General features: G+C 70.5%; 20 protein-coding genes. 9 read left to right on the forward strand and 11 right to left on the reverse strand.

Annotation, left to right across the window (positions count from 1 at the left end; genetic code table 11):
• Positions 1 to 26: 26 nt before the first annotated feature.
• Entirely contained in the window at positions 27 to 1,370 is a 1,344-nt protein-coding gene (locus ACFY12_RS18090; RefSeq protein ID WP_390716751.1) for a UDP-glucose dehydrogenase family protein, read from the reverse strand.
• 206 nt (positions 1,371 to 1,576) lie between these two features.
• Here ACFY12_RS18090 and ACFY12_RS18095 point away from each other — a divergent pair, with 206 nt between their 5' ends.
• A complete protein-coding gene (locus tag ACFY12_RS18095; protein WP_390716752.1) occupies positions 1,577 to 2,752 on the forward strand; it encodes an acyl-CoA dehydrogenase in 1,176 nt (391 codons plus the stop codon).
• Between the two features lie 139 nt (positions 2,753 to 2,891).
• On the opposite strand, the gene ACFY12_RS18100 is transcribed toward ACFY12_RS18095, so the two are convergent.
• Positions 2,892 to 4,181, reverse strand: coding sequence for an LCP family protein (locus tag ACFY12_RS18100; RefSeq protein WP_390716753.1), 1,290 nt, complete (start codon positions 4,179 to 4,181; stop codon positions 2,892 to 2,894).
• 331 nt (positions 4,182 to 4,512) lie between these two features.
• On the opposite strand from ACFY12_RS18100, the gene ACFY12_RS18105 reads away from it, so the two are divergent.
• Entirely contained in the window at positions 4,513 to 5,076 is a 564-nt protein-coding gene (locus ACFY12_RS18105; RefSeq protein ID WP_390716754.1) for an acyl-CoA thioesterase, read from the forward strand.
• Here ACFY12_RS18105 and ACFY12_RS18110 read toward each other — a convergent pair.
• The 3 genes from ACFY12_RS18110 to ACFY12_RS18120 are packed head-to-tail and all read right to left on the reverse strand — an operon-like array spanning position 5,018 to position 7,714.
• Positions 5,018 to 5,614, reverse strand: coding sequence for a VanZ family protein (locus tag ACFY12_RS18110; RefSeq protein ID WP_390716755.1), 597 nt, complete (start codon positions 5,612 to 5,614; stop codon positions 5,018 to 5,020). The genes ACFY12_RS18105 and ACFY12_RS18110 overlap by 59 nt on opposite strands.
• Positions 5,615 to 5,672: 58 nt before the next feature.
• Complete coding sequence (locus tag ACFY12_RS18115) at positions 5,673 to 6,218, reverse strand: hypothetical protein (RefSeq protein WP_390716756.1); 546 nt, start codon at positions 6,216 to 6,218, stop codon at positions 5,673 to 5,675.
• A gap of 35 nt (positions 6,219 to 6,253) precedes the next feature.
• Positions 6,254 to 7,714, reverse strand: coding sequence for an LCP family protein (locus ACFY12_RS18120; RefSeq protein WP_390716757.1), 1,461 nt, complete (start codon positions 7,712 to 7,714; stop codon positions 6,254 to 6,256).
• Positions 7,715 to 7,917: 203 nt separating this feature from the next.
• On the opposite strand from ACFY12_RS18120, the gene ACFY12_RS18125 reads away from it, so the two are divergent.
• The gene (locus tag ACFY12_RS18125; RefSeq protein ID WP_390716758.1) at positions 7,918 to 9,147 is read left to right on the forward strand and encodes an RNA-guided endonuclease InsQ/TnpB family protein; all 1,230 of its coding nucleotides are present in this window, start codon (positions 7,918 to 7,920) and stop codon (positions 9,145 to 9,147) included.
• 293 nt (positions 9,148 to 9,440) lie between these two features.
• Positions 9,441 to 10,472 carry a glycosyltransferase family 2 protein gene (locus tag ACFY12_RS18130; RefSeq protein WP_390716759.1) on the forward strand — a complete coding sequence of 344 codons (1,032 nt, stop codon included), beginning with the start codon at positions 9,441 to 9,443 and terminating at the stop codon, positions 10,470 to 10,472.
• Positions 10,473 to 10,622: 150 nt separating this feature from the next.
• Here ACFY12_RS18130 and ACFY12_RS18135 read toward each other — a convergent pair whose 3' ends face one another.
• Positions 10,623 to 10,859 (reverse strand): DUF397 domain-containing protein, encoded by a 237-nt coding sequence (locus ACFY12_RS18135; RefSeq protein ID WP_390716760.1) that lies wholly within the window; start codon positions 10,857 to 10,859, stop codon positions 10,623 to 10,625.
• Positions 10,849 to 11,721 (reverse strand): helix-turn-helix domain-containing protein, encoded by an 873-nt coding sequence (locus tag ACFY12_RS18140; RefSeq protein ID WP_390716761.1) that lies wholly within the window; start codon positions 11,719 to 11,721, stop codon positions 10,849 to 10,851. The genes ACFY12_RS18135 and ACFY12_RS18140 overlap by 11 nt, the downstream gene beginning before the upstream one ends.
• Positions 11,722 to 12,003: 282 nt before the next feature.
• Here ACFY12_RS18140 and ACFY12_RS18145 point away from each other — a divergent pair, with 282 nt between their 5' ends.
• The 4 genes from ACFY12_RS18145 (at position 12,004) to ACFY12_RS18160 (ending at position 14,332) form a co-directional block, all read left to right on the forward strand.
• Positions 12,004 to 12,321, forward strand: coding sequence for a hypothetical protein (locus tag ACFY12_RS18145; RefSeq protein WP_390716762.1), 318 nt, complete (start codon positions 12,004 to 12,006; stop codon positions 12,319 to 12,321).
• The gene (locus ACFY12_RS18150; RefSeq protein WP_390716763.1) at positions 12,321 to 12,515 is read left to right on the forward strand and encodes a hypothetical protein; all 195 of its coding nucleotides are present in this window, start codon (positions 12,321 to 12,323) and stop codon (positions 12,513 to 12,515) included. Before ACFY12_RS18145 ends, ACFY12_RS18150 begins: the two co-directional genes overlap by 1 nt.
• A gap of 411 nt (positions 12,516 to 12,926) precedes the next feature.
• Positions 12,927 to 13,145 (forward strand): hypothetical protein, encoded by a 219-nt coding sequence (locus ACFY12_RS18155; protein ID WP_390716764.1) that lies wholly within the window; start codon positions 12,927 to 12,929, stop codon positions 13,143 to 13,145.
• A complete protein-coding gene (locus tag ACFY12_RS18160) occupies positions 13,142 to 14,332 on the forward strand; it encodes a methyltransferase domain-containing protein (protein ID WP_390716765.1) in 1,191 nt (396 codons plus the stop codon). Before ACFY12_RS18155 ends, ACFY12_RS18160 begins: the two co-directional genes overlap by 4 nt.
• A gap of 191 nt (positions 14,333 to 14,523) precedes the next feature.
• Here ACFY12_RS18160 and ACFY12_RS18165 read toward each other — a convergent pair whose 3' ends face one another.
• From ACFY12_RS18165 to ACFY12_RS18180, 4 genes are all read right to left on the reverse strand, one after another.
• Entirely contained in the window at positions 14,524 to 16,269 is a 1,746-nt protein-coding gene (locus ACFY12_RS18165; RefSeq protein WP_390716766.1) for an LCP family protein, read from the reverse strand.
• Positions 16,270 to 16,407: 138 nt separating this feature from the next.
• Positions 16,408 to 18,258, reverse strand: coding sequence for an LCP family protein (locus ACFY12_RS18170; protein WP_390716767.1), 1,851 nt, complete (start codon positions 18,256 to 18,258; stop codon positions 16,408 to 16,410).
• A 236-nt stretch (positions 18,259 to 18,494) separates the two neighbouring features.
• The gene (locus tag ACFY12_RS18175) at positions 18,495 to 19,760 is read right to left on the reverse strand and encodes an LCP family protein (RefSeq protein ID WP_390716768.1); all 1,266 of its coding nucleotides are present in this window, start codon (positions 19,758 to 19,760) and stop codon (positions 18,495 to 18,497) included.
• A gap of 103 nt (positions 19,761 to 19,863) precedes the next feature.
• On the reverse strand, positions 19,864 to 20,625 hold the full coding sequence (locus ACFY12_RS18180) for a TIGR03089 family protein (RefSeq protein ID WP_390716769.1): 762 nt from the start codon (positions 20,623 to 20,625) through the stop codon (positions 19,864 to 19,866).
• 128 nt (positions 20,626 to 20,753) lie between these two features.
• Between ACFY12_RS18180 and ACFY12_RS18185 the strand changes: the two genes are divergently transcribed.
• Positions 20,754 to 22,250: a peptidoglycan recognition protein gene (locus ACFY12_RS18185; RefSeq protein WP_390716770.1), complete on the forward strand. Its 1,497-nt coding sequence runs from the start codon at positions 20,754 to 20,756 to the stop codon at positions 22,248 to 22,250.
• Positions 22,251 to 22,463 lie beyond the last annotated feature (213 nt).

Genomic DNA, 22,463 nt, shown 5'->3' on the forward strand with positions numbered 1-22,463 from the left:
GGAGAGCGGGAGAGCGGGAGAGCGGGTCAGGCCCGCGGGCGGCCCAGTGCCCGGTACGTCCAGCCGGCCTTCCGCCACAGCTCCGGGTCCAGCGCGTTGCGCCCGTCCAGAATGCGCCGCTCGCCGGCCACCTCGGCCAGCGCCGCCGGGTCCAGCTCCCGGAACTCGCGCCACTCCGTCAGATGCAGCACCACATCCGCGCCGCGCACCGCCTCCAGCGCGCTGTCCGCGTACGCCAGGGTCGGGAAGAGCCGCCGTGCGTTGTCCATCCCCTTCGGGTCGTAGACCGTCACCTGGCCGCCCTGGAGGTGGATCTGGCCGGCGACGTTGAGCGCCGGCGAGTCCCGTACGTCGTCCGAGTCCGGCTTGAAGGTCGCGCCGAGGACGGCGACCCGCTTGCCGAGGAAGGAACCGCCGCCGACCGCGTCCCGGGCCAGCTCGACCATATGGCCGCGCCGCCGCATGTTGATCGAGTCGATCTCGCGGAGGAACGTCAGCGCCTGGTCGGCGCCCAGCTCGCCGGCGCGCGCCATGAAGGCCCGCAGGTCCTTCGGCAGGCAGCCGCCGCCGAACCCGATCCCGGCCCGCAGGAACTTCTTCCCGATCCGCTCGTCATGGCCGATGGCCTCGGCCAGCTTCACCACATCGCCGTCGGCGGCCTCGCACACCTCTGCCATGGCGTTGATGAACGAGATCTTCGTCGCCAGGAAGGAGTTGGCCGAGGCCTTCACCAGCTCGGCGGTCGGGTAGTCCATCACGATGAACGGCGAGCCCTGGGCGATCGGCGTGGCGTAGACCTCGCGCAGCAGCTCTTCGGCCCGCGCACTGGCCACACCGGCCACGATCCGGTCCGGGCGCAGGGTGTCCTCGACGGCGAACCCCTCACGGAGGAACTCCGGGTTCCAGGCCAGCTCGGCGTCCGCGCCCGCCGGGGCGGTCGCGGCCAGCCGCTCGGCGAGCCGGGCCGCGCTGCCCACCGGCACCGTCGACTTGCCGACCACCAGTACGGGCCGGGTCAGATGCGGCGCCAGTGCGTCGAAGGCGCTGTCGACGTACGACATGTCGCACGCGTACTCACCGTGCTTCTGCGGGGTGTTCACGCAGACGAAGTGCACATCGCCGAACGCGCCGGCCTCCTCGTAGGAGGTGGTGAAGCGCAGCCGCCCGCTGGAGCCCTCGATCCCGGCGACATGGCGGCGCAGCAGGTCCGCCAGCCCCGGCTCGTACATCGGGACCTCGCCGCGCTGCAGCATCTCGATCTTCTCGGGCACCACGTCCAGTCCCAGCACCTCGAAACCGAGCTCGGCCATGGCGGCGGCGTGGGTGGCGCCGAGGTAGCCGGTGCCGATCACGGTGATCTTGAGGGCCATGGGTGCTCCAGACGCATGCGAGAAAAGCGGCCGGACCGAGCATAGTCGTGCGGGGAATGGCCTACTCCAGCCCTGCCGTGGGCAGGTGACAACTGTCGGCAACCTCACGTATCCGCGATCCGCTTCCGGCGCCTAGAATCCGCGGAGAGAACGGGTTACTTAACGGTAGTTAGCGCTGCCGGGAGCTCACAGGGGAGTGAGAGTTAGTGGCGGGAACCGCTGATTTCGATCTGTACCGGCTGTCGGAGGAGCACGACATGCTCCGCGAGTCGGTGCGCTCGCTCGCCGAGGCGAAGATCGCTCCGTTCGCCGCCGAGGTGGACGAGGAGGGCCGCTTCCCGCAGGAGGCACGCGATGCGCTGACCCTCAACGACCTGCACGCCGTGCACGTCCCCGAGGCCTACGGCGGCGCCGGCGCCGACGCGCTGGCCACCGTCATCGTCATCGAGGAGGTCGCCCGGGTCTGCGCCTCCTCCTCCCTGATCCCGGCCGTCAACAAGCTCGGCTCGCTCCCGGTGATCCTCTCCGGCTCGGAGGACCTCAAGAAGAGGTACCTCACCCCGCTCGCCAAGGGCGACGCGATGTTCTCGTACTGCCTGTCCGAGCCCGACGCGGGCTCCGACGCCGCCGGCATGAAGACCAAGGCGGTCCGCGACGGGGACCACTACATCCTCAATGGCGTCAAGCGCTGGATCACCAACGCCGGCGTCAGCGAGTACTACACGGTCATGGCGGTCACCGACCCCGAGAAGCGCTCCAAGGGCATCTCCGCGTTCGTCGTCGAGAAGGACGACGAGGGTGTCTCCTTCGGCGCCCCGGAGAAGAAGCTCGGCATCAAGGGCTCCCCGACCCGCGAGGTCTACCTCGACAACGTCCGGATCCCCGCCGACCGCCTCATCGGCGCGGAGGGCACCGGCTTCGCCACCGCCATGAAGACCCTGGACCACACCCGCATCACCATCGCGGCCCAGGCGCTCGGCATCGCCCAGGGCGCCCTGGACTACGCCAAGGGCTACGTCCAGGAGCGCAAGCAGTTCGGCAAGCCGATCGGCGACTTCCAGGGCGTCCAGTTCATGCTCGCCGACATGGCCATGAAGCTGGAGGCGGCCCGCCAGCTGACCTACGCCGCGGCCGCCCGCTCCGAGCGCGTCTCGGCCGGCGCCAAGGGCGAGGACCTGACCTTCTTCGGTGCCGCGGCCAAGTGCTACGCCTCCGACGCCGCCATGGAGATCACCACCGACGCCGTCCAGCTGCTCGGCGGCTACGGCTACACCCGCGACTACCCGCTGGAGCGGATGATGCGGGACGCCAAAATCACGCAAATTTATGAGGGCACGAACCAGGTCCAGCGGATCGTGATGGCCAGGAACCTGCCGCAGTAGCCCGCGGCCCGCGCAGACGAAAGCGCAGACGAAAGCGCCGCCGAAAGCGCAGACGAACGCAGACGAAAGGGCCCCGGATCGCCGTGCGAACCGGGGCCCTCGCGCTGCGGTCGGTCGGCCGCGCTGCTGCGGTCGGTCGTCAGTCGGCGGTGACCGTGACCTTCTCGTCGTTGTTCAGCTGCTGGACCAGCTTCCGCAGCTTGGCCTGGTCCCAGACCAGGTTGCCGCCGCGGGAGCCGGATACCGGCATGTTCATGGACGCGCCGTCGCCGCTGGTGACGCCCTTCATCGCGAAGAACATCCGGCCCAGGTCCCACAGACCCATGTCCTTGTCGACGATGAGGGTGTCCAGGCCGGCACCCATCGTCGGGTAGAGCTTGAAGGGGTTGAGGATCGTGCCGGGCGTGGCGGCCTGGGAGGCCAGCGAGGCCAGGAACTTCTGCTGGTTCTTCGTGCGGTCCAGGTCACTGCCCGCGAAGGCGTGCCGGGTGCGGACGAAGGCGAGGGCCTGCTGGCCGTTGAGGGTCTGCTTGCCCGCCTGGAAGTCGGCGCCCGACCACTTGTCCTTGAACGCCTTGGGGATGTCCATCTCGACCCCGCCCAGGGCGTCGACGATGTTGGCGAAGCCGGCGAAGCCGATCTCGACGTAGTGGTCGATGCGGAGCTTGGTGTTGTGCTCGACGGTGCGGACCAGGAGCTCCGGGCCGTCCTCGGCGTAGGCCGCGTTGAGCTTGGTGTGCCGGCCGGTGGCCGGGTACTTCTTGCCCGAGTCCGAGCCGATGAAGGAGGGTATTTCGACGTCCGAGTCGCGGGGCAGCGAGATCAGCGTCGGGCCGTTGCTGCCGTCGTGCAGGATCATCATGGAGTCGGTCCGCTTGCCGTCGGCGGAGCCGGTGTGCAGCTTCTTCTTCTCCTCGTCGGACATGCCCTCGCGGCTGTCCGAGCCGACGATCAGGTAGTTCGTGCCGTCGCCCCCCTCCGGGCGGTCGATGACCTTGCTCAGGTCCACCTCGCCGCGGAGCTTGCTGTCCGCCCAGAAGTACGTGCCGACCGAGGCGACCAGGAGCACCACGGCCAGGACGACCAGAGTGCGCTTGATGCGCCGGCCCCAGTCGGGGCGCGGCCGGGCGCTGTATCCGCCGTCGTACCCGCCGGCGTGGCCGCCCCGGCCGCCACCGTAGACCTGGCCGGTGTTGTAGCCGTCGCCGTACGCGCCGTCGTAGCCCTGGGACTGCTGCGGTGGCACGGTGGCGCCGCGACCACGGTGAGGGGAGAGCGACGGCGGCAGCGGCGGCTCCTGCCGCGGACGGCCGGGGCCGGTGTGGCGCTGTACCTGCGGCATGGCGCGCGCACCCTCGGGCTCGCCGCTGCTGCCGCGTCCGTACCGGTTGCCTTGGTCCCCGGACCATCCATTGGGCCACTCGTTCATAGGTGGCAGTGTGCCTGGAGGGGAGGCGTGCCCCATAGGGCGGGTACGGGATCGGGCCCCGGCTGTTGCAGAGCTGATGCAAAGCTACGGGCCGGGGACGGTGGCAGAGCTGATGCAAGCTACGGGCCGGGGGCGGTGGCAGAGCTACGGGCTGGAAGGCGTGCGTCACGGAGGGCGGCCGTGCCCGGCACCGGACGTCACGGAGGGCGGCCCGTGCCCGGCACCCGGAAGACCGGATCATGCGCGCGGAAGACCGGATCGTGCGCGTGGGAGACCGGCGTCACGTACGGTGCGGGGCCAGGGCCCGTACGGGCCCGCTTAGGCTGGCCGCATGACCGAAAACGCCACCAGTGGCCCCGAGGGTGAGCTCGCCGGCAAGCCCACCTCCGTGTCCCGCATCACGCTCAGCCACATCATGACGGCCGGTGACGCGAACCTCCTGGGCACGGTGCACGGCGGCGTGATCATGAAACTGGTCGACGACGCGGCCGGTGCGGTGGCCGGGCGCCACTCCGGCGGCCCGGCGGTGACCGCCTCCATGGACGAGATGGCCTTCCTGGAGCCGGTACGGATCGGCGACCTCGTTCATGTCCGTGCCCAGGTCAACTGGACGGGCCGCTCCTCGATGGAGGTCGGTGTACGGGTCCTGGCCGAGCGCTGGAACGAATCCAGCCCGGCCCAGCAGGTCGGTTCTGCCTACCTCGTCTTCGCCGCCGTCGACGAGCACGGCAAACCCCGCACGGTGCCGCCGGTGATCCCCGAGACCGAGCGGGACAAGCGCCGCTACCAGGAGGCGCAGATCCGCCGTACGCACCGCCTCGCCCGGCGCCGCGCGATCATGGAGCTGCGCGAACGGCACGTCGCGGAAGGCCTCGACGGCGCAGACGGCGCATAACGGTCACCGCCAGCTGCGCCAGCAGCGTCAGCGCCGTACCGACGACGGTCCCGGCCGCCGCGCACAGCACATCGTCGATATCGGCGATCCGGCCGGCCCGCATCAGCAGCTGCGCCGCCTCGATGGCCAGGCACAGCCCCACCCCCAGCAGGAACGCGAGGGCGGCCGGGGTGCGTGGCACCGCGAAGCGCAGCAGCAGCGGCCCCGGCACGAACAGGGCGGCACCGGCGATCTGCCGGCGCACCAGCATGGCCGTCTCCCCGGGCTCCAGCTGGGCGCCGAGCTCGAACAGCCCCTCACCGGGCCGCCACCACACCGTCGCATCCCCCGAACCGATCGGCTGGACCGGCGTGAGCGTCACCGCCAGAAGTACCAGCAGCCAGCAGGCCAGCAGCGCGCGGGCGGTGCCGCGGGCCGCGCCGCTGTCCGGGACGAGCGTGGTCCACACGGTGAACGCCATCGCCAGGCCCAGCGCCATGACGAGGAAGAGCGCCACCGAGGCGGGGGTGATGCCCAGCACAACCTGCCACAACACCATGCACACCTTTCACGTTCACAAAAGGGTCGGCGGCCCGGGTATCCGGGCGTCCCGGGCGTCAGCCGCAGCTCCACTTGGTGACGTAGACCGTCCGCCCGTGCTCCATGACGCCCCGGATGCATTCGTCCGGGAGCATCTCCACCCGGCCGTTCAGCCCCACCGCCCCGCCCGCCGTGCGCCGGGCGCCGAACCAGCCCGGGAACGCCGTGATCCGGGAGTTCTTGCGCTGGTAGCCGAGCCGTACGGTGATCTCGTCCGACCCGGCCCGCGCGGCCGCCGCCCCGGAAAGATCCGCTGCCCCGGCGGGACCTGCTGCCCCGGCGGGACCTGCTGACCCGGCGGGACCTGCCGCCCCGGTGGAACCCGCCGCACGCGGTGGTGCCCCGTCGTACCGCCGGTACGTCACGGAGTACGTCCCGGTGGCGCCCACCGGGCCGCGCAGACACAGCCGGCCGCGCACCAGATCACCGCACCCGGTCGGGGCCTCGGGCGCGGCCGGCGCCGCCGCCATGGTGGCCGCGATCAGACCCGCCGACACCATGGCGACCGACATCCGGCGAGCCCGGCGCCGCCCGTCCGGCCGCTGCGAGGGCGGCCCGGTCACGGTCCGACGGGGCGCGGGAACACTCCTGGGCACGCTCATGGACACACCGCCTCATCGCCGGTGATCGCCTCGATCCCGCCCGGCTCCCGCGCCGGCTGCTCGGCCCGTACCCGCCGGACCTCCGCGTGGTCCCGCCCGACCGTCACCCGCAGCACCGGTCCCTGCCCGGCCACCGGCCGCAGCTGCGCACCCGGCAGTGCGGCGGCCAGCGAACGTGCCGAGCGGTTCCAGCGCGGGTCGTAGGCGATGACCGTATGGGGCGCCTTGCCGGTGGCGGCGCTGCCCGGGGGGCCCACGACGGTGAAGCCGGTGGCGCGCAGGTCCCTGGCCACCGCCGGGCCGAGCCCCGCCCGGTCGCTGCCGTTGGCGACCCGTACCTGGATCCGGTCGGGCGCCACCTCCACGGCCGTGGCCCGCGGCTCCGGCCGGTCCCGGTGCACCGCGATCGGCCGGTCCTCGCGGATCGCCTGGAACAGTTTCGGCGCCGCCACCGGATCCCAGCGCACCGTCGAGCCGACGCCCGGCACCGCCTGTTCCAGACTGGCCAGCGGTACGGAGGTGAACTCCGACGACGACGGGGTGAACCCGCGCATCGCCTGCCCCAGGTCGACCAGGTCGTTGGCCGTGAAGCCCGAGTCGGCGCGCACCGACCCCAGCATCGCGCCGGCGACGTCCTTGACGCGGATCGGGTTCATCAGCACCCCGGACGAGGTCACCTTGTCGATGAGGGCGGCCAGGAAGCGCTGCTGGCGCTGCATCCGGCCGAGGTCGGCGGAGCCGTCGAGATGCCGCGAGCGTACGTACTGCAACGCCTGCCCGCCGTTCAGGCGCGACTTGCCGGGGGGCAGGTCCAGCCCCGTATAGCTGTCGCGCAGCGGCCGCGCGGTGCAGAGCTCCACCCCGCCGACCGCGTCCACACCGCGCATGAAGCTGGTGAAGTCGACCTCCAGGTAGTGGTCGATATGCACCCCGGTCATGTGCTCGACGGTCCGCACGGTCAGGTTGGGGCCGCCCTCCGCGTACGCCGCGTTCAGCTTCATGGCGCGCCGGTCGTGCGGCCGGCCGGACACCGGGTCGACATGGGCGGGGACCTCGGCGTACGAGTCGCGCGGCAGGCTGATGACACTGGCCCGGTCCCGGTCGGCGGAGAGATGCACCAGCATCAGCGTGTCCGTGCAGTGACAGGGCTGGCCGCCCAGGTGGTACCGCCGCTTCTCCTCCTCGGTGAGCTTGTCGCGTCCGTCCGTGCCGACGACCAGGAAGTTCAGCCCGTTGCCGCCGCCGGGCCGGTTGCTCATCCCGGTGAAGGCGTCCACCCGCCCGATGCCGCTCTCCACGCCCGTGACCATCGCGTGCCCGACGCCGCTCGCGGACAGCAGCAGTACGGACGCGCCGGTGCCGATCCGCAGTCCCCAGCGCGGGCCCGGGCGCCGCTGCCCGTCGCGCCGGGCGGCCCGACGGCCGGCCCGGTGGCGGGAGCGGAACGGCGTGGTCACAGGTTTCCTCCGAGGATGCCCCGTGCTTTAGGGCGGGGTGGGGGCACCTCCCGCTCGCGGGGGAGAATCGGATTCCCGCGGAGCAGGGCAGAGGCAGCTGTTTCGCCGCCAGGGCGAAACGGCGTCCACTTGTTGACGGGGCGGGCAAGCCAACCAAGATCAATCGTTCTCAACTGTCAGTCCTCCCCGATAGGTTGATGTGCATGACTGCCGCAGCGAATACGGAGGATGCCGGGCACGCCCGGTGGACCTTCCGCCTGCGTGTGTCGTCTACGGCCCGGCGTCGGCTTGAAGCGGAGTGGGACCGGTGCCGGTGGCTGTGGAACGAATGCGTTGCGAAGTCGAAGCAGACCCACCTGTGGAACAAGCGGCGTCCCGAGGGCATTGCCAAGCGCACGTGCGGCCCGGCCCAGCTCGACAAGATGCTGACCGAGGCCCGCAAGGGCACGCCGTGGCTGTGTGAGGGATCCAGCGTTCCGCAGCAGCAGTTGATACGGGACTTCGGGAAGTCGAAGGCCAAGGCGCAAAAGGACATCAGGGAACGCTTGCCGATGCGGCAGCGGGCCGGGATGCCGCGTTGGAAGAAGAAGCGTGAGGCACGGCCGACCCTCAACTACACCCGGCGTGGCTTCCGCCTCAAAGACGGACGTCTGCACGTGGCTGGGGGTGTCGCGTTGACCGTGGTGTGGTCGCGGGATCTCCCGGCCGAACCGTCCAGTGTCCGCATCTACCAGGACAGTACGGGCGCCTGGTACGCGTCGTTCGTCGTACCCGCCGAAGTCCAGCCGCTGCCGGAGACCGGACGCGTGATCGGGATCGACTGGGGCGTCAAGGAGGCCGCGACCACGACCAGTGACGACCACGACCTTCCCCACGCCCAGCACGGGCGCACGGCCGCGCAGAAGCTCGCCCGGTACCAGCGCATGATGGCCCGCAGGAAACCGAAGCAGGGGCAGCCCGGATCGAAGGGCTACCGGCAGGCCAAGGCGCAGACGGCGAAGCTGCACAAGAAGGTGGCCCGCAGGCGCCAGGACACCGGCCGCAAGTGGGCCAAGAAAGTCGTCCGCGACCACGACGCCCTGGCCGTAGAAGACTTCCGTCCCAAATTCCTCGCCAAGACCACCCTGGCCCGCAAAGCCGCCGACGCCGCCATCTCGGCAACAAAGACGGCCCTTGTCGAAATGGGCCGCAAGCACGGCCGCGCCGTGCACCTGGTACACCCCGCGCACACCACCATGGACTGTGCGCAGTGCGGAGCGAGAACCAAGCACGCACTACCCCTCTCTGAACGAACCTACGCCTGCACCGTGTGCGGAGCCGTCTCACCCCGAGACAAAAACTCCGCCCGCGTGATGCTGGTCCGGGCTGGTCTCAACCCGGCTAGTGCTGATCGTGGAAGTCCAGGCGGGGCGCTGCCCGGCCTGGCAGCGTGAGCTCGAAATCCCCACATCAGCTCTGAAGGGTGAGGACTCCCCTCCCCTTCAGGGAGGGGAGGATTCAAAGGCGGGCACCTCCACGAAAACGCCACGAAGACGGCGAGAACACCGTAGATCCATACGATCTTCTGTAAAGCGCCACACGCCGGGCGTCCGCCCTCCCGCCACCCGGCTGCGTCCGAGGACGTCCGCCATTCGCGGTAACGTGAGGCGCGATACCGCATACCGCAGTCTCCCGGCGGGCGCTGCCGTCCTGGCGGCTCCGCCACGGGCCGTACCCCCGAGGAACCATGCCGCAGCAGCAGCCCCCGGCCGTCTCCGTGATCATGCCGGTGCTCAACGAAGAACGTCACCTGCGCAATTCGGTCCGGCACATCCTGGAGCAGGAGTACGCCGGCGAGATGGAGGTGGTGATCGCCCTCGGCCCGTCCACGGACCGTACGGACGAGATCGCCGCCGAGCTGGTGGCCGAGGACGCCCGGGTCCACACCGTGCCGAACCCGACGGGCCGCACCCCCGCCGCGCTCAACGCCGCGATCAAGGCCTCCCGGCACCCGATCGTCGTCCGCGTCGACGGCCACGGCATGCTCTCCCCGAACTACATCGCGACCGCCGTGCGCCTCCTGGAGGAGACCGGCGCGGCGAACGTCGGCGGGATCATGCACGCCGAGGGCGAGAACGCCTGGGAGGACGCGGTCGCCGCCGCGATGACCTCCAAGATCGGCGTGGGCAACGCCGCCTTCCACACCGGCGGCCAGGCGGGCCCCGCCGAGACCGTCTACCTCGGAGTCTTCCGCCGCGAGGCCCTGGAGCAGCAGGGCGGCTACAACGAGGAGTTCATCCGCGCCCAGGACTGGGAGCTGAACTTCCGCATCCGCGAGGCCGGCGGCCAGATCTGGTTCTCGCCGGAGCTGAAGGTCCAGTACCGCCCGCGCCCCAGCGTCAAGGCGCTCGCCAAGCAGTACAAGGACTACGGCAAGTGGCGCCACGTCGTCGCCCGCTACCACGCCGGCTCGATCAACCTCCGCTACCTCGCCCCGCCGACCGCCGTCGTCGCGATCGCCGCGGGCCTGGTGGCCGGCGCCACCCTCACCCCCTGGGGCTTCGTCGTCCCGGCCGGCTACCTCGCCGCCATCACCGCGGGCTCCCTCCCCGCGGGCAAGGGCCTCCCGCTCAAGGCCCGCGCCCAGATCCCCGTCGCCCTGGCCACCATGCACATGTCCTGGGGCGTCGGCTTCCTGACCAGCCCCCGCTCCCTCGCCAAGAAGGTCATCGCCAGCCGCCGCCCAGCGGTGCTCGCTCGGTCGGGCGGGGCGGAGTAGCGACGCGAGCGCCCCTTGCAGGCCGCAACGGCCATGTGCGGGGGCGCTTTTGCGTTGCCGGACGCGGACGGCAACGACAGCGTGCCGACACGAGGACGGCCCCCGCCCGGGAGGACGGGGGCCGACCGTTCGGGGACGCTGTGGGGCGGCTCAGCCGGAGAACTCCCCGCCCTTGACGGCGGATACGAACGATGACCAGCCGCCCGCCGAGAAGACCAGCGCCGGGCCCTGGGGAGCCTGGGAGTCACGGATGGCGACCGCCGCGTACGCAGTCTTGGTCAAGTCGGCAGCCTCCACACACTGGGATTGGTCAGTCCCGCTGTAGCTGGACTTGAACCAGGTCGCCTCTGCCAGGTCGCTGGCATTCCTGACGGCCTTACCGATCATGGAAGTTTCCCTTCATGTACTTCTTGATCACTTCTTGCGAGTCATCAACAGTCAGAGCTGCGTCGTAAACAGCGTCGAATGCCGCAGAGAAGGCGCGTACGTCATCCGGCTGTTCCAGAAAGACGCCGCCCCTGATGTGGTCGATCGTCACCAGCGACGGCCAGGGGTGCCGGAAGTCCATGATCGTCATGTTGCTGGTCAAACCTGAGTGGACGGGCGCGTCCAGTGGCATGACACGGATGGAGATGTTGTCGCGCTCCGACATGTCCAACAGGCTGAGCAGTTGGTCACGCATAACGTCAGACGTGGACCCGGAGCGGGGGTGGAGCGCGGATTCATCGATCACCGTGCGCAGCGCTGCGGGGCCGGTTGCCCGGGTCAGAATTGCCTTTCGCCCTTGCCGGACCTGAACGAGCGCATCAGCATCCCTCTGTGTCTCCGCACGGGGAGAGCTGGAGATGATCGCATGGGCGTAGGCAGGCGTCTGGAGCATGGCAGTGATCAACTGCGGGAAGTAGGCGCGGATCTGCGTCGCCTCGCTTTCCAGCGCGATGCTGTCGGCGTAAGCCCTCGGGAGTATGTCCGAGTAGGCAGCCCACCATGCTCGGACATTCGATTCCGCTGCTCGCGTCAGCTCAGCGATGACCTCGGGGTCGCTGACTCCGTACGCCCCCAGGAGTCTTGAAGCCTCTTGCTCCTTGATCTGGTACTGCCCCGTCTCGATTCGGGACAGCCGAGTGCTCTCCCACCCGACGCAAGATGCAGCCTGCGCCAGCGTCATTGCAGATTCGTTCCGATAGTGGCGCAACATCCCGCCAAGTCTGCGCCGCATAACCGGCGGTGACGCCTGAGCACTGGTCATGTGCGGAGTGTGGCACAACATTGCGGGCAGGCAGAAGGGAACAACGGTTCTAGCTCTCTGCGGATTCGATTCGCAATATTGCGGAAGTCCTGCAAGTAGGAGCAAGCTAACGGCAGGCGGCTTGACTGTGTGTCAACGGCGCCTTACTGGCTGCTGCCGCAAGACATCCAGGAGCGCGGCACCAGTGACCTCTCCGAGACAGGAACGGCCACGCGCGAAGACCCCCGCAACCGATGCACGTCGGTCCGGGGGCGTGGCCTCAACCACATGGAGGTTGAAAGCATGCTCCACACTATCGGAACGATCTTCGAACTGCTGTTGCGGGTGTTACTGCCCGCGCGCGGGCGTCACCGGTCCGCTGGCCAACTGCCCACCGTGGGGCGCGCGGACGCGCCGACGCTTGTACTCCCCCGCGTGCCGGTCCGGCAGCAGGAGCTGCTGCGGGGTGAGGACTCGGCCCTGATCCGCCCGTACGTCCTCACGCCCGAGGAGCGACAGGAACGACGGTTGCAGCGCGGGCGACGGCGGGCGCTATGGCTCGCGGCACACGGTATCGATGCCGGGCCGCGCTTCATCCACGGTGTGGAGGTGATGGGTTGATGCCCCGCAACTGCCGCGCCGTCCACCTGAAGGACCCCTTCCCCGCGCCGGAGCCCGAGCCGGTCGACGGGTGCGACGTATGCGCCGCCCTGGTCCGGCAGCGCACCGAGGCGCGCGCCATCGGCGACAAGACGACGGTGGTCGACTGCAACGTCGAACTCAGCCGTCACCCGCACGCGAAGGGGGAGAGCTGATGTCGAACGAAGGTCGCACGGGCAATCGGAAGGCGGCGAACGCCTACCGGGATCGTCAACTCGCCCTCGCTGACGCGGAGATCATCTTCCCTGAGACAGCATTCAGGGACGGAACCACTCTGAGGCAGGCGCGGACATGAGCGCGGGCATGTGGTCGCGGCTGCGCTACAGGAGCGAGGAAGCGTGGAACCGACACGTTAGGTATAGGGAGTTGTACCGGCGGCTGGATTACATGCGGGCGGTATGCAAGGCGCGGGCCGCTTGGGTGGATGAGCTGACCGAGGCCGACCTGGCAGCGATGCGGCGCCAGCTCGTCGAGTGCATCGAGGCGGCGCGGACTCGGAACTCCGGGGGTGCGTGGTGAGGGCGCGCTACCGGTTCCTGGAATGGACGCTCCGGGCCGAGCCGGGCATGGACCTCAGGCACGTGGGCAAGTGCCTCATCTGCGCGGAATTCTGTGTGGACACCGCCGCTCCCGACGAGGCCCAGGACTGGTGCCTCAAGCACGCGGGCGCCACTGGCCACACCCACTATGAGATGGCGGCGTTCCAGTATTTCGACGCCATCCTGACCGACCCGAGAAGGTGGACTGCGGCCACCGCCGACGAGCTGCAAGGAGTAACCGCGTGACCGAATCCGCCATCGACACCGCCCGCCCGCACTTGGCGGTGATGGTCGAGGAACTGACCAAGGCCGGTGCGATCCGGACGCCGGAATGGGCCGAGGCATTCGCCGCCGTCCCCCGGCACGTGTTCGTGCCGCGCTGGTACGAGCAGGAGACCAACGATCAAGGCATCGCCGTATGGCGCATGCAGCACCTCGCGCACGAAGGCCGTCTCGTGCGCGTGTACCGAGACACCACCCTCGTCACCGCCCTCGATCCGGACACCGCCGAGAAGGTCGACGAGACCGCATGGACCGGCATCCCCACGTCGTCCAGCACCCTGCCGAGCCTCATGGCCGGAATGCTGGAAGACCTCGCCGTCGACGACGGACACCGCGTACTCGAAATCGGTACCGGCACCGGATACAACGCCGCCCTGCTGTGCGCCCGCCTCGGCGAACAACGCGTGCACTCCGTCGATGTCGACGCGGACCTCATCGATACCGCACGGCGCCGACTCTCCTCCATCGGCTACGAGCCCCACCTCGCACCCGCGGACGGGCGCAACGGTTACCCCACCGAGGACCGGTTCCGGTTCCACCGGGTCATCGCCACGTGCTCAGTGCCGGACATTCCCCGGTCATGGATCGCCCAGACCCACCCCGGCGGCCTGATCGTCGCCGACGTCGACCTCGGGATCGAGGGTGGCTTGGTATGCCTCACGGTTGACGCCGAGCACAGCGCGTACGGGCAGTTCACCACCACCGGCGGCCGCTTCATGGCCGCCCGCGGCGACGCCCGGACCTACCCGCGGCGCGAGCGCACCCCGTACGCGGACGAGGCCGGCACCCGCCCCACCAACGTCACCGCGGCAGACATCCGGGCGCACTACCCGTTCCGCCTGCTGCTGGCGTTCCATCTGCCCGGCGCCGAGCTCGTCTACCACTCCGACGAAACCACCGGCACCATGTCTCTCCAGCTCCAGCAGTCCGACGGCTCGTGGGCACGCGTGCCCCTCGCCGGCGACCGGCTCGACACCGTGACGTACGGCGGATCGCCGGAAATCTGGCAGCAGGTCGAGGCGGCGTGGGAGTGGTGGAACGACGCCGACCGCCCCGGACAGGACCAGTTCGGATACGCGCGCGAGCCCGACGGCCACGTCGCCGTATGGCACCTTCCCGACGGCCGCCGATGGGACCTCCGCCCCGCGTAACACCCGTAACACCACATCCGCACACATGTCGACACCCCGCAGCCTTCAGCGGCTGCGGGGTGTCGTCGGTGTTGGTCGTTGCCCCTAGGGGATGGTCGAACGGATCCCCTAGGGGGCGGGAGCACCCCTTGTAAGCCACAACCAGGCGGGGCCTGGGGGTATTTCACAGGTCATTTCACGCGTCTCACGCGTCAGAAGCTGTACTGCGGATTCACGTTCATGCAGGCCTTGGTGTCCTCGCCGTTCAGGGCGTCGGCGCTCTCCGGGGCCTTGTGGGCGGGTTTGTCGTCGGTGGGTTTCTTCGGGTACGTCGTGCCGTCCCGCCAGTCGTTGCCGATCACCAGGCGCATCGAGGTGACCGAACTGGACTCGCGTACGGCGCTGTTGGGCAGGCCGAGTGCTTTGGCGAGGGCCAGGGCGTCGCCCCGCTGGTCCTTGCCGTGGTAGGTCAGGGTGGTGTCCGCCTGGCTGGTGAGTACCGAGTCGGTGGTGGCCGCGGTGTAGCCGAGGCCCGCCAGCCGTTGCTGGACGGCCGAGGCGCGGCCGGACGCCGGGCCGGTCACCCTGCTGTCCGTGCCGTTCTGCACCACAACCTTCAGCTGGTCCTTGGGAGTTGACGGCTTGGGCTCGGGGGCGGGCTTCTTCGCCTTGTCCTTGCCGTCCAGTGCGGTGTCGTTGCGCAGCATCGCGAAGGTCTCGTCCGCCTCGCCCGGCTTGGGCAGGACGTACTCCTCGCCGGCGCTGTACACCCACGGCATGGTGACCATCGTGATGCGCTCGGTCGGCACCCGGCTGAGGTCACCGCCCAGGTCGTAGAGCTTCTTGACGGTGCCGAGGCCGTCATCCACGGTGAGTGCGCTGGTCGCGGCCTCCGCGAGGGCGCGCAGCTCGCCGGGGTTGGTGAGCTTGGCGTCCTTCTTCAGCTGGCGGACCATCGAGTTCATGTACATGTGCTGGGCCTTGGCCCGGCCGATGTCGGTGTTGTCCTCGAAGCCGTAACGGGTCCGCAGCCACTGCAGCGCCTGCACGCCCTTGACCGCGTGGGTGCCCTTGGTGAGCTTCAGGCCGCTGCCGTGGCCCTTGCTGTCGTGCGAGTAGACGTTCCGGTCGACGCAGACGGGGACACCGCCGATGGCGTCGGCCATGGACACCACACCGGCGAAGTCGACCATCATGAAGTGGTCGATATAGATGCCGGTCAGCTCCTGCCAGGTGGCGAGGGTGCAGCCCGGACCGCCGTGCTGGAGGGACTCGTTGATGGACGCGGTGGTCTGCGGGTAGACCTCGCGCGTCTTGGGGTCGGTGCACTGGGGGATCGTCACCCGGGTGTCCCGGGGGATGGAGATCACCGACATGCTGCTGCGGTCGGCGGAGACGTGCACCAGCATCTGGACGTCGGCCAGCGGCTTGCGGTCCGCGTCCTGCCGGGCGCCGCCCAGCTCGATGTTCTTCTCGCTGTTCCGGCCGTCCGAGCCGAGCAGCAGGATGTTCATCGGGGTCTGCCCGAAGGCGTTGGGGTCGGGCTTCTTGAGCCCGCCGCCGCCCAGGGAGCGCGGTGCCTTGTGGAGGTTCGCGTTGAGGTGCTCGTAGTACCAGTAGCCGGCGCCGGCTGTGCCCGCTATGAGGACGGCGAGGGTGATCGCGGACCAGCGCAGCGCCTTGCGGCCTTTTCGGCCGCTGCTGCCTGTGCCGCCCGTGCCGCCCTTGCGGCCCTTGCTGCCTCTCCCGCCCTTGCCGCCCTCGCCGCTACTGTCCTTGGGGCCCTCGGGGTCCTTGGGGTCGTTGTCGGGGGTGTCGCCGTCCGCCGGCGGTGTCCGGTCCGGAGCGTCCGGCGACTGTCCTTTGTTGTCGTAGAGGCTGTCGTCCCAGCCCAGTTGCTGTGCGTCCGGCCGGTTCCGCCGGCCCGGCCGGTCACCACGCACACTGCTCTGCGGCATTGGGCCTTCTCCCCGTTCGGTTCAGTTCAGTTCGGTGCTGCGGCCGGCGCCCGGGGTGGGCGGCGGCCGGCCCCCGCTCGGATGATGCGGACTACTGGATGATGCGGATTACGGCGCGTTGGTTCGCGTTGGGCCGCGTTACTTCGCGCAGATGTTCTTGTCGTCCGCGTTGACGTTCTGTACGCCGTCCGGGGTTTCGGTCGGTGCCGTGACCGGCGTGCCCGGTGCCGTGAAGTCCTTGCCGAGGACGAGCTTCATCGGTACGCGGGCACCGGCGTCCTGCGCGGACTTCTTCAGCGCGCTCTTGGGCAGGCCCATCCAGTCGGCCAGCGTCGCGGCCTGATCCGCCTGGTTGGGGGCGTATTCGAGGCGGGTGGCGTCCAGCTTCCCGGGGGCGTTGCCGGCGTTGGTGGAGAGCCGGGCGCCCTTGGTGTTCTGCAGCCAGTCCACGGTCAGTTGGGCCGAGCCGATCGGGCCGCCGCCGTTGGTGACATCGACCCGTACCAGCGCCGCCGGGGCCTTCTTGGCCGGCTCGGAGTCCTTCTTCGAGTCCTTCTCCGGCTTCTTCTTCTCGCCCTTGGCCAGGGTGTTGTCGGCCCGCACCATCGCGAACAGCGGGTCGGCCTTGGCCTTGTCCAGGATGACGGTGGCCTTGTCGCTGGGGTTGTCCAGCACCGGCACCGTGGCGAAGGTGACCTTGTCGAGGTTGACCCGCTTGAGGTCGGAGCCGAAGTCCAGCAGCTTCTTCGCGGTGTCGATACCGGTGTCGACGGTGAGCGCCTTGGTCGCAGCCTGGCTGACGTTGTAGAGCTTGCCGGGGCTGGAGAAGGTGTCCGACTTCAGCTTGCGGATCAGCGAGCTGAGGAACTGCTGCTGCATCTTGATCCGGTCCAGGTCGCTGCCGAAGCCGATGGCGTGCCGGGTACGGACGAACGCCAGCGCCTGCTCGCCCTTGACGGTGTGCCGGCCGGCCTTGAGCTTCAGATGCGACTTGGGGTCGTCGATGTCCTTGGAGGCGCAGACCTCGACGCCGTCCACCGCCTCGGACAGGTCCTTGACCGCGTTGAAGTCGGCCATCATGAAGTGGTCGATCTTCAGGCCGGTGAGCTTCTCGACGGTGCGCCAGGTGCAGCCGGGGTCCCGGTTCTCCTGGCCCAGACTGGTGTTGAACCGCACGCCCCGCTGACCGGGGATGACCTTCTTCGAGCCGTCCTTCTGCGTCGTGGGACAGTCCGGGATGTCGGTGATCAGGTCGCGAGGGATGCTCAGCGCGGTGGCGTTCGACCGGTCCTTGGAGATGTGCATCAGGATCGTGGTGTCCGCGTGCCCGACGCTCTCGGCGTCGCCGTAGCCGGAGTTGCCCTTGCCGGTACGGGCGTCCGTCCCGATGATCAGCAGGTTCACCGGGCCGTCGGACACCGCGGGGTTCTCCACGCCGACGTCGACCTTGCTGATGTTGCCGTTCAGCTGCTGGTAGAGGTAGAAGGCGCCGCCGCAGCCGACGACGAGGACGAAGCCCACCACACCGGCCGTCCAGTACAGCGCCTTCTTCTTGCCGGTCGCCTTCGGCTTGGGCTTGCGCCGGCGCGTCGGACCTCCCGCCGAGGAGGACGCCGCGGTGCGGCTCCCGGCCGCCCGGCGCGCGGCCCGGCCGCCGGTGGCGCGGGGCTCGCCGTCCCCGTCTCCGTTCCCGGTCCGCTTGCCGCCGTCGCCCTCGGACCGCCGCCGCTCACCCGCGTCGCCCTCGGGCCGCTCGGTCCGGTGGCGGCGCTGGACCGGCAGCGGCCGGGTGTCGGTGTCGCCCGTCTCGCCGCCGGGGTGGTGCGTGGTGCGTCCGGCGCCGGGCGTCCCGCGTCTCGCAGGCCGGCCGGGGCCTTGACCGGCGGGGTCAAGCCGCAGCTGGTAGCTGCCGGTGTTCGGGTCGAACACCCACTGATCGGCGGGATCGACGTTGTTGTCGCCCGCGCGCCCACGGCCTTGCGCGTCCACGGTGCCTGAAGTCCTCCGTCGGTGCCACGCGGCGCCATCCCCTCAAGGCGCTCGGTAGGTCGATCGTGCGTACATGTCAATAGTGCATGGTCATCGGCCGGCCAACTGCGGCGGCCGGGTCGCTCACACTATCCGCCCAGTTCAGCGCCCCGCGACGCGCGTGACAAATTCCACTTCCCTACAACTGGGCAATCCGCCCAATCCATTCGAGTCGCCAAGCGTCCTTTGCGGCATCTTTATTCGCAGATCCCGCGTTCCGCCGTCGTCCCCGGAAAGGTCGGGCCGGAACTCGCCGGCGGCGGTGAGGGGGCTTCCGGCGTGCCCCGCGAGACCCCGCCGGCCGACGGGACCCCGCCGGCCGATCTGCCGCCGCGGCGGGACGGCTCCGCCCCGGTGTCGCGCCCCGGCTCCACCGTTACGGGAAGATCCCCGCGCAGCTGGCCGAAGAGCCGGTCGGCGTCCGGCTGTACGAGTTCATCGCGATTGGGATCGTAGCGGTACTCGCGGCGCGGAACGGTCAGGAACTGCACCCGGTCGGAGGGAATGCGGCGCGTACTGCGGACCAATTCGTACAGTCCTCTCAGCGACGCGAGCCCGGGGTCCGTCGTCAGCGAACTCGTCGCGGCGTCCAGGACCGGATACAGCCGGGCCGGATTGAGCAGGACACCATTACTCTGCACTCTCTTCACCAGAGCACCAAGAAAGCGCTGTTGCCTCTCCATGCGCTGGGTGTCGCTGCCGTCGCCCAGACCCTCCCGTGCCCGGACATATGCCAGGGCGTCCTCGCCGTTCAGCGTCTGCCGGCCCGCGGCCAGCCGCAGCCGCGCCGCGTCGTCACGGACCGCCCGCGGCAGACAGACCTCGACGCCGCCCACCGCGTCCACCATCTTCGTGAAGCCGACGAAGTCGATGATGAGGTAGTGGTCGATGCGGACCGCGGTCATCTGCTCGACCGTACGGATCGAGCAGGCCGCCCCGCCGAAGGCGAACGACCAGTTGAACTGGGCCGTTTGAGGCTCGGTCTGCTGCCCGTCGGAGCGCTCGCACCGCGGCACCCGCACCATCAGATCGCGCGGGATGCTGACCGCGGTGGCGCTCCGCCGGTCCGCCGCCAGGTGCAGCAGCATCGTGGTGTCCGCGCGCCGGCCGCCGACGCTGCCGTACCGGCGGTTGCCGCCCTCACGGCTGTCGGACCCGATCAGCAGCAGGTTCTCGGCGTTCGGCGGCCCGCCCGGCGGCCGCTCCGACTCCCACTTGCGCAGCTCCCGCTCGATGGCGCTGTCGATACGGATATTGCCGTTCAGCCCGGCGTACAGCACCCAGCCGAGGCCGGACGCGGCCAGCAGCACACCGGCCGTCCCGAAGACCACCCAGCGCCGCCCTCCCGACCGCCTCGGCCGCGGGGCCCCCGGCCGCCCCGTCCCCGGCCGCCCCGCCCCCGTCCCCCTGGCGGGGCGCTCGGCCCAGCCGGCGAACCGGGGAGGCTCGGGGGTATCGGTCATCCCACGAGCATGGACCGAATCGGGCAAACCGTCCTGCCGGGAGCGCCCGGGCTCGTCCGCCCGGCGGACGAGACCGCAGGCGGCCAGTGGCAGCCCGGTCGGCTCAGACCGTCGACGGCGCCCGGAACGTGATCTTCTCGCTGGTCTCGCGGTCCGCGGCGGCCTCGGCGCCCAGCTGCTCCGCGTGCCGGCAGAGCACCACCGAGCCACCCGTCGCCAACGGCGCGTACAGCCCGTAGGACAGGCCCTCCCAGGTGCCGAACGGCAGCCCCGACAGCACACGGGGCGCCTCCGGCAGCCCGGCCGCGCCCGCGTCGGCCCGCGCCCGGGCCACGATCCCGGCACCGGTCAGCTCCTCGCCGCCGACGGACAGCGCCACCGCGCCCGGGTCCACCGGAGCGAACGGCGCGAACCGGTCGCCCTGGCCGGGAACCTCCACGGCGTAGTCCGCGAAGCCCTCCGGCGGCTGCGGGAAACGGCCGCCCATCGGGCGCAGCGCCAGCGCCACCCGCTCCCCGGAGCACGCCCGGGCCACGTCGAGCCGGTCGGGCCCCGCGACGACGAGATCCGCGGCGGCCGGATCGCCGTCCACCTCCGCGACCACGCCCACCGAGGAGCAGGCCAGCAGCCAGACGGCGGTCTGCCAGTGTGCGGGCAGCAGCAGGGCCAGCCGGTCACCGGGTTCGGCGGCCAGATCGCCCTGGAGGTAGTTGGCGGTCTTGGCCACCCAATTGGCGAAGGTGGCGACGGACAGTTCCACACGCTCACCGGTGGCGTCGTCGTAGAAGGTCACCAGCGGGCGGGCCGGGTCCGCGGCGAGCGCGGAACTCAGCAGGTCGGCGGGGGTGCGGTCGGTGGCGTTCATCGCGGCAAGGGTACGCGGGGCGGCGGCTGACGGAGGGTCGGGCACGGCAGGCCCGGGACACCGGATCGGCGGATGCCCCGTCAGATCCGCGTTGGCGGGTTCCCGTCGGCCGTGTTCACGATGCTGCCATGCGCCCCTTCCTCGCGAGCTGTCTCGGCGCGGCGTGCAGCGCCGCCATCGCCCTGCCCTCCGCGCCGGATGCCGTCGCCGTCGCCGTTGCCGTCGCGGGTCCCGGCACCGGCACCGTCGCAGGTACCGGCACCGTCATCGGGACCGGGACCGGGGCCGGTACCGGGGCCGGCGCCCGCCCGCCGGCCCCGGACCCGGAGCGCACGGACCCGGAGCGCACGGACCCGAAGCGTACGGACCCGGAGCGCACCGGCCCGGAGCACACCGGCGAACTGCCGGGCAGCACCCAGTCCCTGCCGGTGGCCACCCTCGACGCGCCGGTCCCGCAGTCCACCGACCGGGACACCGCGAGCGCGCCCACCCCGCGGGCGCTCGGCCTGCCGCCCCGCACCGTACGGCCGTTCTCGCTGCTCGGCGTCGTCTGGGATGACGCCCGTGCCGAGCTGGGGGCCCGGGTCCAGGTCCGCACCCGCGCCACCGGGAGCCACGTCTGGTCCGGCTGGCAGGACGTCCAGGCCCACAACGACGACGCCCCCGACCCCGGTAATGCCGAGCGCCGCGACAGCGCCGTACGGGGCAGCACCGCGCCCCTGTGGGTCGGCGACTCCGACGCCGTACAACTGCGCATCACCCCCGAGCCCGGCCACCGAGGCCCGGTCACCGTCCCCCGCGGGCTCCGGCTGGAACTCGTCGACCCCGGCCGCCGGCCCGGTACGGACCGCAGCGCGCGCACCGACCCGCCGGCCCCGCTCGGCCCCGAGGCCACCGCGGCCTCCGCCGCCAACAGCAAGTTCGCCCCCCTCGGCGCCACCGAGATCCCGGCCGCCGACCGGGCCGCCGCCCAGGCCGACCTCTCCGCCGTGGGCGGCACCCACCCGGACCGCACCGCCGTCGGACCGCGCCCCCGGATCATCACCCGGGCCGGCTGGGGCGCCGACGAGAAGCTCCGCGAGAAGAGTTTCCTGTACAACAAGACGGTGCGCGCCGCCTTCGTCCACCACAGCGGATCCGGCAACAACTACACCTGCGCACAGGCTCCTTCGCTGATCCGCGCCATGTACCGCTTCCACGTCAAGAGCAACCACTGGCGGGACATCGGCTACAACTTCCTCGTCGACAAGTGCGGAACGGTCTACGAAGGCCGCGCCGGCGGCGTCGCCAAGCCCGTGATGGGCGCCCACACCCTCGGCTTCAACGACGCGAGCACCGGTATCGCCGTCCTCGGCACCTTCACCGATTCCGAGCCGCCCAAGCCGGCCATCGACGCCATCTCCCGCCTGACGTCCTGGAAACTCGGCCTCTACGGCGTCGACCCGCGCGCCAAGATCCAGCTGCTGTCCTCCGGCAGCAACCGCTACCCCAAGGGCGCCAAGGTCCAGATGAACACCCTCTCCGGCCACCGCGACGGCTTCACCACCGACTGTCCCGGCGCCCACCTCTACAGCAAGCTCGCCGCCGCCCGCCAAACGGCCGCACAGCTGCAGGGCCGCCGATGACCGGTCTCAGCGACCGGTCTCAGTGACCGGTCTCAGCCGGATGACCCGGCTCCCGTGGCCTGCTTCCCGGCGGTTGCCCCGGTTCCCGTGACCTGCTTGCCGGCGGTTGCCCCGGCTTCCGCGCCCTGCTTCCCGGCCGTTGCCCCGGCTTCCCGCCGACCTCCGGCCGGCTGACGCCCGGACCCGGGGTCTAGGCATTTCCCGCGGAGTCGT

The organism is Streptomyces sp. NPDC001339, assembly GCF_042895955.1.
GTDB lineage: Bacteria > Actinomycetota > Actinomycetes > Streptomycetales > Streptomycetaceae > Streptomyces.

Excerpts from the sequence above, each read along its gene's own strand:
- ACFY12_RS18090 (WP_390716751.1), bottom strand. The coding sequence starts at position 1,370 with ATGGCCCTCAAGATCACCGTGATCGGCACCGGCTACCTCGGCGCCACC.
- ACFY12_RS18100 (WP_390716753.1), bottom strand. The coding sequence starts at position 4,181 with ATGAACGAGTGGCCCAATGGATGGTCCGGGGACCAAGGCAACCGGTAC.
- ACFY12_RS18105 (WP_390716754.1), top strand. The coding sequence starts at position 4,513 with ATGACCGAAAACGCCACCAGTGGCCCCGAGGGTGAGCTCGCCGGCAAG.
- ACFY12_RS18110 (WP_390716755.1), bottom strand. The coding sequence starts at position 5,614 with ATGGTGTTGTGGCAGGTTGTGCTGGGCATCACCCCCGCCTCGGTGGCG.
- ACFY12_RS18125 (WP_390716758.1), top strand. The coding sequence starts at position 7,918 with ATGACTGCCGCAGCGAATACGGAGGATGCCGGGCACGCCCGGTGGACC.
- ACFY12_RS18130 (WP_390716759.1), top strand. The coding sequence starts at position 9,441 with ATGCCGCAGCAGCAGCCCCCGGCCGTCTCCGTGATCATGCCGGTGCTC.
- ACFY12_RS18135 (WP_390716760.1), bottom strand. The coding sequence starts at position 10,859 with ATGATCGGTAAGGCCGTCAGGAATGCCAGCGACCTGGCAGAGGCGACC.
- ACFY12_RS18140 (WP_390716761.1), bottom strand. The coding sequence starts at position 11,721 with ATGACCAGTGCTCAGGCGTCACCGCCGGTTATGCGGCGCAGACTTGGC.
- ACFY12_RS18145 (WP_390716762.1), top strand. The coding sequence starts at position 12,004 with ATGCTCCACACTATCGGAACGATCTTCGAACTGCTGTTGCGGGTGTTA.
- ACFY12_RS18150 (WP_390716763.1), top strand. The coding sequence starts at position 12,321 with ATGCCCCGCAACTGCCGCGCCGTCCACCTGAAGGACCCCTTCCCCGCG.
- ACFY12_RS18155 (WP_390716764.1), top strand. The coding sequence starts at position 12,927 with ATGGACCTCAGGCACGTGGGCAAGTGCCTCATCTGCGCGGAATTCTGT.
- ACFY12_RS18165 (WP_390716766.1), bottom strand. The coding sequence starts at position 16,269 with ATGCCGCAGAGCAGTGTGCGTGGTGACCGGCCGGGCCGGCGGAACCGG.
- ACFY12_RS18175 (WP_390716768.1), bottom strand. The coding sequence starts at position 19,760 with ATGACCGATACCCCCGAGCCTCCCCGGTTCGCCGGCTGGGCCGAGCGC.
- ACFY12_RS18180 (WP_390716769.1), bottom strand. The coding sequence starts at position 20,625 with ATGAACGCCACCGACCGCACCCCCGCCGACCTGCTGAGTTCCGCGCTC.
- ACFY12_RS18185 (WP_390716770.1), top strand. The coding sequence starts at position 20,754 with ATGCGCCCCTTCCTCGCGAGCTGTCTCGGCGCGGCGTGCAGCGCCGCC.